Source organism: Methylocella sp. CPCC 101449, from assembly GCF_031921685.1.
Classification (GTDB): domain Bacteria; phylum Pseudomonadota; class Alphaproteobacteria; order Rhizobiales; family Beijerinckiaceae; genus Terripilifer.
Window position 1 is genome coordinate 1,208,572 of the sequence record NZ_JAPDHU010000002.1, and the last position, 13,529, is coordinate 1,222,100.

General features: G+C 62.1%; 14 protein-coding genes. 8 read left to right on the forward strand and 6 right to left on the reverse strand.

What is annotated here, in order from left to right; genetic code table 11:
• Positions 1 to 22: 22 nt before the first annotated feature.
• Both OIM99_RS16520 and OIM99_RS16525 read right to left on the reverse strand, forming a co-directional pair.
• Complete coding sequence (locus OIM99_RS16520; RefSeq protein WP_311851535.1) at positions 23 to 1,351, reverse strand: Rieske 2Fe-2S domain-containing protein; 1,329 nt, start codon at positions 1,349 to 1,351, stop codon at positions 23 to 25.
• A gap of 71 nt (positions 1,352 to 1,422) precedes the next feature.
• On the reverse strand, positions 1,423 to 2,412 hold the full coding sequence (locus tag OIM99_RS16525; RefSeq protein ID WP_311851536.1) for an ABC transporter substrate-binding protein: 990 nt from the start codon (positions 2,410 to 2,412) through the stop codon (positions 1,423 to 1,425).
• Positions 2,413 to 2,710: 298 nt separating this feature from the next.
• Between OIM99_RS16525 and OIM99_RS16530 the strand changes: the two genes are divergently transcribed.
• Positions 2,711 to 3,445 carry a GntR family transcriptional regulator gene (locus tag OIM99_RS16530; RefSeq protein WP_311851537.1) on the forward strand — a complete coding sequence of 245 codons (735 nt, stop codon included), beginning with the start codon at positions 2,711 to 2,713 and terminating at the stop codon, positions 3,443 to 3,445.
• Here the strand turns inward: OIM99_RS16530 and OIM99_RS16535 are convergent.
• Positions 3,439 to 4,053 (reverse strand): NIPSNAP family protein, encoded by a 615-nt coding sequence (locus OIM99_RS16535; protein WP_311851538.1) that lies wholly within the window; start codon positions 4,051 to 4,053, stop codon positions 3,439 to 3,441. The genes OIM99_RS16530 and OIM99_RS16535 overlap by 7 nt on opposite strands.
• 217 nt (positions 4,054 to 4,270) lie before the next feature.
• Here OIM99_RS16535 and OIM99_RS16540 point away from each other — a divergent pair, with 217 nt between their 5' ends.
• The 5 genes from OIM99_RS16540 to OIM99_RS16560 all read left to right on the forward strand — a co-directional run bounded on the left by OIM99_RS16540 (position 4,271) and on the right by OIM99_RS16560 (position 8,889).
• Positions 4,271 to 5,626, forward strand: a complete 1,356-nt coding sequence (locus OIM99_RS16540) for an amidohydrolase family protein (protein WP_311851539.1) — start codon at positions 4,271 to 4,273, stop codon at positions 5,624 to 5,626.
• A gap of 42 nt (positions 5,627 to 5,668) precedes the next feature.
• Positions 5,669 to 6,574 (forward strand): ABC transporter ATP-binding protein, encoded by a 906-nt coding sequence (locus tag OIM99_RS16545; RefSeq protein ID WP_311851540.1) that lies wholly within the window; start codon positions 5,669 to 5,671, stop codon positions 6,572 to 6,574.
• On the forward strand, positions 6,574 to 7,386 hold the full coding sequence (locus OIM99_RS16550; protein WP_311851541.1) for an ABC transporter permease: 813 nt from the start codon (positions 6,574 to 6,576) through the stop codon (positions 7,384 to 7,386). Before OIM99_RS16545 ends, OIM99_RS16550 begins: the two co-directional genes overlap by 1 nt.
• A 75-nt stretch (positions 7,387 to 7,461) precedes the next feature.
• Positions 7,462 to 8,406, forward strand: coding sequence for a dihydrodipicolinate synthase family protein (locus tag OIM99_RS16555; protein ID WP_311851542.1), 945 nt, complete (start codon positions 7,462 to 7,464; stop codon positions 8,404 to 8,406).
• A 12-nt stretch (positions 8,407 to 8,418) separates the two neighbouring features.
• The gene (locus OIM99_RS16560; protein ID WP_311851543.1) at positions 8,419 to 8,889 is read left to right on the forward strand and encodes a RidA family protein; all 471 of its coding nucleotides are present in this window, start codon (positions 8,419 to 8,421) and stop codon (positions 8,887 to 8,889) included.
• Between the two features lie 5 nt (positions 8,890 to 8,894).
• Here OIM99_RS16560 and kdsA read toward each other — a convergent pair whose 3' ends face one another.
• From kdsA to OIM99_RS16575, 3 genes are all read right to left on the reverse strand, one after another.
• Positions 8,895 to 9,737: a 3-deoxy-8-phosphooctulonate synthase gene (kdsA, locus tag OIM99_RS16565; RefSeq protein WP_311851544.1), complete on the reverse strand. Its 843-nt coding sequence runs from the start codon at positions 9,735 to 9,737 to the stop codon at positions 8,895 to 8,897.
• A 65-nt stretch (positions 9,738 to 9,802) separates the two neighbouring features.
• A complete protein-coding gene (locus OIM99_RS16570) occupies positions 9,803 to 10,867 on the reverse strand; it encodes an SPOR domain-containing protein (RefSeq protein WP_311851545.1) in 1,065 nt (354 codons plus the stop codon).
• 187 nt (positions 10,868 to 11,054) lie between these two features.
• Positions 11,055 to 11,495 (reverse strand): DUF1190 domain-containing protein, encoded by a 441-nt coding sequence (locus OIM99_RS16575; protein WP_311851546.1) that lies wholly within the window; start codon positions 11,493 to 11,495, stop codon positions 11,055 to 11,057.
• A gap of 388 nt (positions 11,496 to 11,883) precedes the next feature.
• Between OIM99_RS16575 and OIM99_RS16580 the strand changes: the two genes are divergently transcribed.
• Positions 11,884 to 12,843, forward strand: coding sequence for a Gfo/Idh/MocA family oxidoreductase (locus OIM99_RS16580; protein ID WP_311851547.1), 960 nt, complete (start codon positions 11,884 to 11,886; stop codon positions 12,841 to 12,843).
• 132 nt (positions 12,844 to 12,975) lie between these two features.
• Positions 12,976 to 13,518 carry an inorganic diphosphatase gene (gene ppa / locus OIM99_RS16585; protein WP_311851548.1) on the forward strand — a complete coding sequence of 181 codons (543 nt, stop codon included), beginning with the start codon at positions 12,976 to 12,978 and terminating at the stop codon, positions 13,516 to 13,518.
• Positions 13,519 to 13,529 lie beyond the last annotated feature (11 nt).

Consider the following 13,529-nt stretch of genomic DNA (forward strand, 5'->3'; position numbering starts at 1 on the left):
GGGCCGGCCTGCCCTATGTCCACTATTCGGCCGCGTCGCGCTTAAAGCTGTTGGGGCCGTAGCGATCGGTCATCGTCTTTTCGTAGACGTCGAGCCAATCGGTGCCCTTCGGCGCCAGCACGTCGCCGGCGGCCGTAACGCGCGCCAGCGACGGATTGTCCCGCACCTCCGGCAAACGTCCGGTCTCGCGGTACTTGACAGCCGCATCGAGCAGACGGCGGCGCGTGATCATCACCATGCGATCACTGGACGCGAGATGTTCCATGGTGCGATCGACGATCGGATCCATCGCTTCCTGGATCGCCTGATCCTGCAAGGGAATGCCGCGAATGCCGGAATAGCTGCCGCCGCTGCGCTGCCATTCGCGATCGATGCCATAGTCGTTGGAACGGTTCGCGGCCGCGCGCCAGCGCCCCTGCCAGTCGCTGGTCGTCGGCAGATAGTCAAGCGGTCGCGCCAGTCCCTCTACCGGCGTACCGTCCTTATAGCGCAGCACCTCGCCCCCCGGCAGGCCACGCAGGCGATCGATATTGAAGATCATCGTATTGGTATCGTCGATCGGCACCCAGCCATTTAGCGTGACGCTATCCTTCAACTGCGATCCACCGGGATACGTGACCCAGAAGGGAAAGATGAAACAGGCGAAGCGGTGATGTTCCAGGCCGGGATCGGCGTCCCGCGAGGCGGAGTACATCGTGCCGTAAGAAGTTTCCGTGACGTTGATCTCGGGCGCTTTGTTGATGATCGTATAGCGGTTCGGATTCGTCTCCTCGATGGCATGACCGTCGATGCCGCCGACATGCAGGAAACCGAGATGCGACGTATCGACATCGCCTTCCAGCGCCTGCATCCAATTGCACTCGCGATGCGACAAGGCGATCGTGCCTTCGCGATGCTCGCCGAAGATCGCCTCGATCTCCGGGAACGGCGGCGCCTCGCGCTTGCCCATATAGACGAAGACGAGCCCGGCGCGTTCGATCACCTTATAGGCGATGGCCGGCGTGCCGGCCGGATATTTGGTCTTGTCGGTCAGATTGGGCTGATCGAGGCATTTGCCGTCGACGTCGAATTTCCAGCCGTGGTAGACGCAGCGGATACCGCCCTCCTCGTTCCGGCCGAAAAACAGCGAGGCACAGCGATGCGGGCAACGGTGATCGAACACACCGACCCGGCCATGCGTGTCGCGAAAAGCGATCAGCTTTTCGCCAAACAGCATCAGCCGCATCGGATCGCCATCGGCCTTGAGTTCGGATGACAGGCAAGCGGGCGTCCAGAATTCCCGCAGAAAATCGCCCATCACCGTGCCACGACCGACGCGGCACATCATTTCGTTCTGTTCCTGCGAGATCATGTTCAATCTCCAAATTATGTTTTGATGTTCGTGACCCGGCACCTCCAGGGCGCCGGGATTTCACCGTACGCTCAGGTGCCGGGCACGAATTCGTTCGTGTAGACCTTGGTCAGATCGATATTGCCCTTGAGATCGAAATAGTTGCGCAGGATATCGAGGGTCTTGTCCCAGTCCTCGCGCGCCATCCAGCCGAACGGCCGCCCCTTGCTCTGCGCCGTCGTCAGATAGGGTGGAAACAGTTTCAGCATTTCGAGCGAGACTTCCTTATCGACCTGCGGACGTGCCGCCACCAAAGCGTCATTCGCCTCGACCGGATTCTTCAAACCCTCTTCGAAGGATTTGGCGGTCGCGGCCATGAAGCGCTTCAGCACGTCTTTCTTGCTCGCCGCCGTATCCTGCCGCACGACGAAACCCGCGCCGAGCAAGGTGATGCCGTAATCGGCGATCATCATCGGCTCTTCGATCGGCTTCATCTTCGCCATCGCCACACCTTGGGTGAACGCCCAGCCGGTGGTGAAATCGACCTGCCCCTGCAGCAGCGCTGTCTGGGTTGCCGCCGGCGTCATTTGAATGAGCTTGATCTTGCTCATGTCGACACCGGTGGCGGCGGCGAACGCCGGGAACATTTTGAAAATGGCCGACGTCGGCGGAATGCTCATCGTCTTGCCTTCCATGTCCTTCGGCTTGACGATGCCCGAACCTTTCAGCGCGATGATCGAGTCCGGAACGCGCTGGATCAGACCACCGATGGCGACCAGCGGAATGCCTTCCGACACCGATTGCAGCATCGTCGAGTAATTGGCGATGACGATCATGTCATTGCCGGCGGCCGCCGCTTGCAGCGACGCATTGCTGCCCTTGCCGTCACCGATCTGCAACGTAATGCCCTGCTGCTCGTAGAAGCCTTTGGCCAGGCCATAGAAGAGCGGCGCATGATAGCCTTGCGGCAGAAAATCCAGACGCAGGGTCACCGTATCGGCCGCCTGCACGGCGAGCGGCGCGGCGCACCCCAAGGCCAATACGAAAGCCCCCATTACCCTGCCAGCTAGTCGACCCATCATGGCGTGTCTCCGTCTTAGATGGAATACCAATTGCATACCGTTGGCACAGTGACGTAGCAAAAGGCGTGCCGACGCTGATGAGGACGGCTCAAGAACCTCGCGAAGCCCGTTAGCGGACCGCTGGAATACCAAGTTCAAAGGGTAATGGACGTAAGGATCGAAGATGGACGCGCCAGCAATTAATAGCCGAACAAAAGCCAGCCATTCACGAACGCCCAAAATTCAGCTAGAGCGGAAAAAATTTAAGCAGACTGTTTCAGGCGAAGCAGCGTCGGGAACGGATCCGGAGAAGCGATCGATGGCTAAGGCCTTGCACTTGATGTTCGATGACGGCACGCAGGACGAGCAGGACAGCGGCAGCCGCAGCTTGAGCGAAGTCGCCTATGAGCAATTGCTCGACATGCTGCTGTCGGGCGACCTCATCGCCGGCTCCGTGCTGCAAGAACGACGCCTGGCGGAAGCGCTCAACATCTCAAGAACGCCTGTGCGCGAGGCGCTGACGCAACTTGAAGCCGAGGGCCTAGTGACGCGCGGCGCCGGCCGCCTGATGACCGTTCGACGCATCAGCGTACAGGCCTATATCGAGATTCTTCAGGTCCGTAAGTTGCTTGAAGGCGAAGCAGCGGCGGCCGCCGCCGGCCGCATTCCGAAAGCCAAGGCGGATGCCATTCGCAAGGCGATCCGCGCCCTGATCGCCAAGGGAAACCCGACCCCCAACGAACATTGGGCGGTGGACGATCTACTGCACAGCACGATCGCGGAAGCCGCCGAGAACAAGCTGATGGCCGACATCATTCGCGATCTCAGACGCCGCACGCATATCTTCAATACCAAGCGCATTCCTGGCCGCTTGAAGCCAGGCGCTCAGGAACATCTGGCCATTCTCGAAGCGGTCGTCGCGGGCGATGCCACTAAAGCGCGGACCTTGATGATGAACCACATCGACAATGCCCGCATGGCGATCCTCAATCAGCTCGTCAGTATGGGCGGAGGCGACGGCCGCAAGACGCCGCCGTCGCGTTCAGGTTATTGAAGCGGCGAGAATTTCATCGCCACGAAAAGCTCGGATTGCAGCGAGGTGATGTGATCCGAACCGCCCGGCGGCGGCCAGATGCCCTCCTTGCTGGCGGCGGTTCGCGCGGCGGTGCGTTCATCGAGCGTCTTATAGGGCCAGATGTGAACCATGCGGGTGGCGCCCGGCTCGATCGAACTCATCACCATCAGCAGCGGCGACAATTCCTTGCGCCGGGGCACCACTTTCGACCAGGCCTCGCTCGTCACGCCCAGGCCACCGGGACCAATGCCATAGGTGCGAATTTCATAGAACGGACCATAAGAACCGGCTTCGAAATCAGCCATAAAAGGCAGTTTCTGATAAGCGCCGCGCTCGAAACTGCCGAGATATTCGGCAATGCCATAAGCATTGTCGCTGCCGCTGATGCCGCGGCGATCTTCATGCATCGCTTTGACGTCTTCGTAGGCAGTTAGCACAGCAACGCGATTCAAAACGCCGAATTCGCACATAAAACAGCCAAGCAGCTTGCCGTTCGCCACCGAAGCCGGAACCGTTTCCGGCAGGCGAGCCATGACCGGCCCAAGGGTGTTCGGCCGAAGCCCCAAGATAGCGAGGTCATAGATCATAGCAGCACGCACCTTTCCTTGTTTTGAGGCAGCGCAAGCCTTTGCGCCTCTCGCGTGCTCAGCAATTTGTATACCAACGGTCGACCAATTCGCATATTTATTTCGGATGCGTTTCAGTTTTCGTCAGAATTCCGTTGGCGCGGGGCGAAGATGGCACGGGATGTGCTGAGGCTCCTTGACGCTGCCGCTGGGCAGCGCCCGTCGAAGGAGCTTGCTGGTGACGTCCTATGATCTGCTGATCCGCGGTAATGTCGTGAAGCCCGATGGCGTGCTGCCTGACTCTTGGGTGGCGGTGCGTGGCGAAACGATCGCCGCCGTCGGCAGTGGCGCCGAACCGCCGGCTGTCAGCCGCTATGACGCAGGCCAGGCCTTCGTCATGCCGGGGCTGATCGACGGCCAGACCCATGCCGGCAGCCAGTTCGGCTTTCCCGGCCTTGAACCCACCACGCGCTCGGCCGTCGCCGGCGGCATCACCACCATCGTCGACATGCCCTATGACGAACCGCGCCCGGTCGATGCGGTCGACGTGCTCGACGAGAAGGTCGGCGTGATCAACACCCGCACCTATTGCAACGTCGCCCTCTATGCCACCGTGAGCAGCACGCCCAATATCGATGACGTGCGCGCGCTGGTCGATGCCGGTGTGGCCGCCTTCAAAATCTCATCCTTCGAAAACCACCCCACCCGCTTCCCGCGCATCACCAACGAACATGCCTTCGCCTTGCTCTCGGCATTGGCCGACACGGATGTTCCCACCGGCCTGCACAACGAGGACCAGGAGATCATCAAGGCGCAGATCGCCCGCTTCGAAACGCAGGGCCGCACCCGGCCGGAGGATCACGATCCGAGCCGGCCTGAGGTCGCCGAAGTGCTCGCCACCGCTTCTTTCCTGGAACTTGGCGCCGCCACCGGCGCGCATGTCCATATCGTCCACATTTCAACGCCGCGCGGTTTCGAACTGGTGCAGCGCTATCGCGACGAAGGCTTCCGCGCCACGGCGGAAATGTGCGTTCATTATCTGCATTTCGATGCTGCCACCGATATGCCGCGCCTCGGCGGCCTGCTGAAGGTCAATCCGCCAATCCGCGGCAATGTCCGCAAGGAACTCTGGGACGAGATGTTGACAGGCGGTGTCGAATTCGTCTCCTCCGATCACAGCGCCTGGCCGCTGGCGCGCAAAAAAGCCGATTCCATCTTCAAAGTCGCCGCCGGCATTCCCGGTCTTGAAACCCTCGTGCCGGCTTTCTTCACCGGCGCCAGCGCCCATGTGGAAGATCCCGCCAGTTTCACCGCGCGCTATCTGTCGGAACGTCCGGCCCGCTTCTTCGGCTTGTGGCCACGCAAAGGCGCCATCGCGCCCGGCGCCGATGCCGACATCACCATCCTCGAACCGCAGGCATTCACCTTCGCGGCTGCGAACGCGCTCGACGGTCTGGGCTGGAGCCCGTTCGACGGCGAGACTTTCAAGGTCAAGCCGTCGGCCACGTTCGTGCGCGGACAACAGGTATGGAACGGCCAGGCGATCGTCGCCAGTCCCGGCGTCGGCCGTTACGAGAAGCGTATCGCCGCCTGATCGGCATGTGGATTGCTTAGTTTGGGAGCGACAGAGATCATCATGGCTGGAGTTCAAGTGGCGGATCACCATATCGAGCCTGCTCCGCGACGGTTTCTCGACGGCATGACGGGTGCCAGCGCCGCCACGAAAACCATCGTGCCCACGACAAGCCCCAGCGATGCCTATATCTCCATCCAGGGGCTCTCCAAGACCTTCGCCGGACGCAACGGCACGGTGCAGGCGCTCACCGACATCAATCTCGACATCGCCGATGGCGAATTCGTCTCGGTGATTGGACCAAGCGGTTGCGGCAAGAGCACCTTGCTGATGCTGCTCGCCGGCCTCGAACCCAAGACCGGCGGTTCGCTGGCGATCGGCGGCCGCCCCGTCACCACGCCCGATCCGGAACTGGGGGTCGTCTTTCAGCAGGACGTTTTGCTCGAATGGCGCAGCGCGCTGGAAAACATCGTGCTGCAAGCCGAAATCCGCGGCCTCGACAAGAAGGCGGCGACACAACGCGCCAAGGAACTGCTCGCGATGGTCGATCTCGCCCGCTTCGCCGATGCTTACCCTTATGAGTTGTCCGGCGGCATGCGCCAGCGCGTCTCCATCTGCCGCGCCTTGCTGCATGAGCCGCGTCTACTGCTGATGGACGAACCGTTCGGCGCGCTCGACGCTCTCACCCGCGATCAATTGCAGATCGATCTCCTGCGCCTGTGGTCGCGCCGCAAGATGACGGTTCTCTTCATCACCCATTCGATCTCGGAAGCGGTCTTTCTCAGCGACCGGATCGTCGTCATGTCGCCGCGTCCGGGGCGGATCGAAAAGATCATCACCGTCGATCTGCCGCGCCCGCGCCGGCTCGCCATGCGCGAGAGCGAAGCCTTTCTGAAATTCAATCATGAAGTGACCGATGTGTTCCGGTCGCTCGGCGTCCTGCGCGATGATCCCGAGGAGGCGATGTGATGGTTGATATCACGGCAGTTGAAGCAGCGACCACGGCGTCGGCTCCCCGGCGCGATGTCAAAGTGCCTTATGCTCTGATCACCCTGGCCGGCCTGCTTCTCGTTTGGGAGCTGGCTGCGCGGATATTCGGCCTCCCCGCTTATATTCTGCCATCGCCCAGCGCGATCTTCGCTCAGCTTGCCATCGACTGGCGCATGCTGGCGCCCCACACAGGTATCACCGTCTTCGAAGTCCTCGCCGGCTTCCTGCTCAGCGTCCTCATCGGCGTGCCCATCGCCATCGGCATTACCTATTCGCGCGCTTTCGACGAAGCGGTCTATCCCTTGATCGTCGGCTCGCAGACGGTGCCGAAAGTGGCGCTCGCCCCGCTGCTCCTTGCCTGGTTCGGCTATGGCATGATGCCGAAAGTGCTCATCGTCTTCCTGGTGGCCTTCTTCCCCATCGTCATCAATTCGGTGGTCGGCCTGCGCAGCGCACCGCCGCAGATGATCCATCTCGCCAAATCCATGGGCGCTTCGGCCGCCCAGGTATTCTGGCGCTTTCGCCTGCCTCAGGCGCTGCCCAGCATTTTCGCCGGCATGAAACTCGCCATCGTTCTGGCCGTCATCGGCGCCATCGTCGCCGAATTCGTCGGCGCCGACAGCGGTCTCGGCTATATCATCATGATCGCCGGCGCGAATTTTCAGATCGCGCGTCAGTTCGGCGCCATCATCGCGCTCACCATCGTCGGCATGCTGCTGTTCTGGGCGATGACCTATATCGAGCGCCGCAGCTTGCCCTGGCACATCTCGGTGCGTGCCCTGCAAAAATAAATCTCCATCGGCGTGAGTGCGGCACAGCCTTTCTCAGGCCTCGCGCTCGCACGCTCCCCTTAAGGATGAACCGCAATGACTCGTCTCAACGAACAAGCCACCGGCGTCTATGTGATCGCCGCAACCCCCTTCACCGATACCGGCGCGCTCGACTTCGACAGTATCGACCGCCTGGTGGAATTCTATCTGTCATGCGGTGTCGCCGGCATCACCATTTTGGGGATGATGGGCGAGGCCGCCAAACTCTCCTCGGAAGAAAGCGATCAGGCCTTGCGCCGCTTCCTGGCCCAGGTGAACGGCCGCGTGCCCGTCGTCGTCGGGGTCAGCAATCCCGGCACCGGTCCGCTCGTGCGGCTCGCCCATGAAGCCATGGCGCTAGGCGCCGCCGGCGTGATGATCGCGCCGCTGCCGTCGCATCAGACGGAAGAGCAGCTCCACAATTATTTTTTAGCCACGTGCAACGCTCTTGGCGCCGACGTGCCGATCGTTCTGCAGGATTATCCGGTGGCGACCACCGCCTATATGTCGGTCGCGACCATCGAGAAACTGATCGATGCCCTGCCCCAGCTCGTCATGCTGAAACATGAGGATAGCCCCGGCCATAACAAATTGAGCCGGCTGCGGCGCAATGCCGAGCAGAACCAGCATCGGCGCGTCAGCATCCTCGTCGGCAATGGCGGCCTCTATCTGCCGCAGGAACTGGCGCGCGGCGCAGACGGCGCGATGACCGGCTTTGCCTATCCAGAAATGCTGGTCGATGTCTGTGCCCTCTATGCGCAGGGCAAGAGTGAGGCTGGCGAAGATCTGTTCGACGCCTATCTGCCGTTGCTACGCCATGAGGCGCAGATCAGTCTCGGCATGGCGCTACGCAAGGAAGTGCTGCGCCGGCGCGGCGCCATCGCCAGCGCCTTTGTCCGCGCCCCTGGCCCTTCCCTTACCCGCGACGATCATGCTGAACTCGACCGGCTGATCGCCCGCCTCGAGCGGCGTACCGGCCGCCCGCAATTGCAAGCCAGTTGAGAGACCAAGCCAGTGAGACCAATAAGCGCTGAAGCCCGACTAACCGAACTCGGCATCATTCTGCCGGAGGTGCGCGCGCCGCTCGCCTCCTATGTCCAGTACAAGATCTCCGGCAACATGCTCTATCTCGCCGGCCAGGGTCCACGTGCGCCCGAGGGGCATCTGGTGGCTGGCAAGCTCGGCCAGGATATGACGATCGAGCAAGGCATCGCCGCCGCGCGGCTGTGCGGCCTCACTTTGCTCGCCACGGTGCGCCACGCACTGGGTTCGCTCGACCGCGTCGATCAGGTGGTGAAAATGCTTTGCCTGGTCAATGCGACGCCAGATTTCACGCAACATCCGACAGTCGCCAATGGCATGTCCGACCTGATGGCCGAAGTGTTCGGCGAAAGGGGCCGGCATGCCCGCTCGGCCATCGGCGTGCCATCCCTGCCGCACGGCATGGCCATCGAGATCGAAGGTATTTTCTCGATCGTCGGTTGAGCCGTTTAAGCTTTCGCCAGTTGATCGAAGGCGATCAGCCGCTTGAGCAGGCCTTCCAGCTCGCCGAGCGGCACCTGGTTCGGTCCGTCGGAAAAGGCATTGGCCGGATCGTCGTGGGTTTCGATGAAGACACCCGCGACGCCGACCGCCACCGCCGCCTTCGCCAGCACCGGCACGAACTGGCGCTCGCCACCTGAAGTCGTGCCCTGCCCGCCCGGCTGCTGCACCGAATGGGTGGCATCGAAAATCACCGGCGCGCCGGTTTGCTCGGCCATAATCGGCAGCGAGCGCATGTCGGACACCAAGGTGTTGTAGCCGAAGCTCGCGCCACGCTCGGTGACGAGCACGTTGGGATTGCCGGCGCTGGTGATCTTGGCGGCGACATTCTTCATGTCCCACGGCGCCAGGAACTGGCCTTTCTTGACGTTCACCGCCAGACCGGTCTTCGCCGCCGCCAGCAGAAGGTCGGTCTGCCGGCAGAGGAATGCCGGGATCTGCAACACGTCGACGACCGGCGCGACGATGGCGCACTGCTCGTTTTCATGGACGTCGGTGAGAATGGGAAAGCCGAAGCGCTCCTTGATCTCGGCGAAGATCGGCAGGGACTCGTGAATACCCATGCCGCGCTTGCTCGAGGACGAGGTGCGATTGGCCTTGTCGAAAGAGGATTTGTAGACGATGCCGACGCCGAGCCGGTCGGCGATGTCGCGCAAGGCCCCGGCCATGCGCAGGGCGTGGTCGCGACTCTCCAGCGCGCAAGGCCCGGCGATGAAGGACAGCGGCCGCTGGTTGCCGAAAACCACCGATTTCGCGCCTGTGCCGATCCGTACTTCGCTGTTGGCCTGCATGATCACTCCGGTTTTAACGCCGGAGACCTAAGCCGCTGGGCGGCTGACCGCAAGTCTTGCGGAAATCAGTCCCGCGCGACGAAACAGCCGGCCCGGTTTGCCCGCAGCGAGGCGCAGATGGCATCCGCCTCGTCGCGGGAGATTTCCGTCAGCCGCAGCCGGTAGACGATCCGATCACGCGGCTTGGCCGGAATGATCTCCAGCGGGCGGCCGTCCAGCTCGTAGGCAAAGCGATGCTGAAGCTTGTCAGCCAGGGCACGGGCCTCATCTTCGGTGCTGGCGGCGGCAAGTTGGATCGAAACCCCGCCGGAACGGCCAAAACGCGCACTTTCAACCACATTGGCCGGGGCGCGCTGTTCCGGAGCGGCAGCCGCCACTTGCTGCGGCGGTGCAGCCGGCGACTTCTCGACGACACTGACATAGCTCATGTTCAGGGGCGCATCCGGCGGCATCGGCACGCGCACGGCCTGTGTCCCTGGCGCGGTGGGGGGCGTCGCACTCGCAGGGCTAATGGCTTCCGCCCGCGCCACCACCTTGGCCGCTTCCGGCTTCGGAGTCGCCGGCGTGGGAGCGGCCACGGCCGCCACGCTGGGCGTAGCTGCGAGCGCCGGGGCCGGCCGGACGGTCCCGGTCGGCGTCGGATCGACAATGCGGCCGCGCGAATCGGTCATGACCGACTTCACCGCCTTCGGTTCCGGGAAATAGACATTGCTCGCCGCCTGGACCGGCCCAGGTGCCGTCATCGCCGTTGCCCCCACCGGGCCGGCGACCGTTTCCATCCGCGGCTTCGTCGCAGTCTGCTGAATCGGTGGCGTTGCTCCGGTCTGGGCGACCTGCATTTTATAAGCCTGCGTCGGCGCGGCGATGGTCGGCGGTTCGCGCACGACCTCCGGCCGGTCGGTCGAAGCCAGGAATTTGGCGCCAACCACCGCGCCGAGCGCGATCAAAAGCGCGCCCATCGAGGGATGCGCCAGAACCGATTTGCGACGTTCGGCGGCCGGTTCGGCCGCTGACGTCTCTTCGACTTTGGCTTCGACTGCGGCCGCACCGGCCGGGGCCGGCAAGGCAAGCAGTGCTGGGGCGCCGAAACGGGAGCGCAAATAACGAACTTGCTGACTGAACGGGCTCATCTCGTCTTCCAATGGCGGCCGGCAAATTCACGCGCGGGACTCGCATGCGATGAGCGTCAACGAATATGGTAAACAAAACCTCAAAATCCGACGACTGGGCCGGTTCAAGCACTACATGAAGCAAGCACCAGAACCCCGGCTCGATACATCAGAAAGAGGAATTATCCGGCTAATATAATTGACGATTTTAGGAAATAACCTGGCGCCATTGCTCCGGACCGTCGCCCGGATCGCGATAAAGCGGCGTCACCGTCCAGCCACGCGAAGAGTTAACCGGCATGATCGCCACCATGCCCGGAATAAACTTGCCCTGCCGGTCGGCGATGGTCGAACGCGAAGCCACGACACAACGCCCCTGGCCGTGATTGCGTTCGCAAGCGGCGGCGGTCTCATAGGCCGGAGCCGTATTGGCATGCTGGACGAGCCCCTGCCGCCAAAGTTCGCGACATTCGTCGAGGCCGACCGAACCAAAGGAGGCGCATTCCTCGGGGCTGGTCAGCACCTTGTTCTCGATCGACTGGGTCGAGAACAAGGTCATATAGGTCCAGCCGACCAGAAGCAGCGCCACGGCGGCACCGCCGAAAATGAACAAGCGGCTGCGATTTTGCTCCTCGAAGACCTCGGTCATGCTGGCGCCGATCCGCGCGCCACTGCTTTTGCTGACCGCGCGCGGCGCGGCAGCGCCCCCTGGCCTGCGATTGCCGAACTCTTTTGCACCCTGTGCTAGCGCCACGACCCCGGCCCTTCATGCTCCCGGACCGTTCGTCCGGCATGCTTCATTTCTAAGGGAACTAAAGTTAAAGGACCGATACCTAGGCCGAAACAATACGAACGATTTCAAGGAACAAGCCGCCGCGACAAGGACCGCGCGGAAGCGGCATTCCTATTTCGGCCCCGCCATGCTATCCGCCCGCCTGTATCTCCGGCCGGACGGTAAGCTTGACGGAAAACTTGGACTTTTCGCAGATTACGACCGGTTTCCCCGTCACGGCCCCTGTTGAAGCGAGGAAATGACAATGAGGTTTTGCATTAGCGGCAACGGCGCGATGGCGGTCGCTCACCTGAAAGCCATCAAGGCGATCGAGGGTTCGGACGTGACGGTGTTGCAGAGCCGTACCCAGGAAGGCGCCGACAAGGTTGCCGGAGAATATAATGTGCCGAACGCCCTCACCTCGTTCGAAGAGGCGGTGAACCGCAAGGACGTCGACGCCGTCATCATCACCGGCCCGACCCAGATCCATGCCGACCAGGCCGAGACCGCCATGCGCGCCGGCAAGCATGTGCTGATCGAAATCCCGATGTGCGATTCCGTCGCCGACGCCGAGCGCATCGTCCGCGTCCAGAAAGAAACCGGCGTCACCGCCATGGCCGGCCACGTCCGCCGCTTCAACCCGAGCCATCAGCTGATGCATAAGAAACTGCGCGAGGAAGGCGTCTTCCTGCAGCAGATGCAGGCCCACACCCACTTCTTCCGCCGCACTAACATGAACGCGCTCGGCCAGGCCCGCTCCTGGGTCGACCACCTGCTGTGGCACCACGCCTGCCACACCGTCGATCTGTTCTCCTACCAGACCGGCGAACAGGTCTCGGAAGCCTATGCGGTCCAGGGCCCGTACCATCCGGAACTGAAGATCGCCATGGACATGGGCATCATCATGAAGACGCCGAAGGGCTCGGTCTGCGTGCTGTCGCTCTCCTTTAACGACGAAGGCCCGATCGGCTCGCCCTACCGCTATATGTGCGACAAGGGCACCTGGGTCTCCTTCTACGACGACCTGACCGACGGCTTCGGCAAGAAGATCGATCTGGCCGGCGTCGCCCCCTCGATGAACGGTTTCGAGAACCAGGACCGCGAATTCATTGCCGCGATCCAGGAAAAGCGCACGCCGAACTGCTCGGTCGCCGAAGCCCTCGCCACCATGAAGACCCTCGGCAAGCTCGAGGATCAGCTTATCAAGATGAACGGCAAGCCCTAATCCCTTGCCGTAACGCCTGCTACTAACGTCGCCGTTATGCCCGGCTCCGCACCGGCTACAACGGCGGCATCACGATGGCTCGCGCCCGGAGGCAATCTCATTTTGGGCACGGGTCCTGCATATGGAAGCATTATGAATATTGAAGCCATCGCCATCGGCAAAAATCCGCCCCACGACGTCAATGTGGTCATCGAAGTCCCCATCGGCGGCGAACCGATCAAATATGAAATGGACAAGGACTCCGGCGCCCTCGTCGTCGATCGCTTCCTCTATACGGCCATGCGCTATCCGGGGAATTACGGCTTCATCCCGCACACCCTGTCGGAAGACGGCGACCCCTGCGACGTGATCGTTGCCAACACCCGCGCCATCGTCCCCGGCGCCGTGATGAGCTGCCGCGTCGTCGGCGTGCTGATGATGGAAGACGAGGCCGGCGGCGACGAAAAGATCATCGCCGTACCCTCCGACAAGCTGACCCAGCGTTACAAGGGCGTGAAGAACTACACCGACCTGCCGGAGATCACCCTGCAGCAGATCGAGCATTTCTTCCTGCACTACAAGGATCTCGAACCCGGCAAATGGGTGAAGACCAAAGGCTGGGGCGATGCGGACGCCGCCCGCAAGCTCATCGTCGAGGCGATCGAGCGGGCCAAGAAGGCGAAGGCCAAAAAGTAATTTTCTAAAGC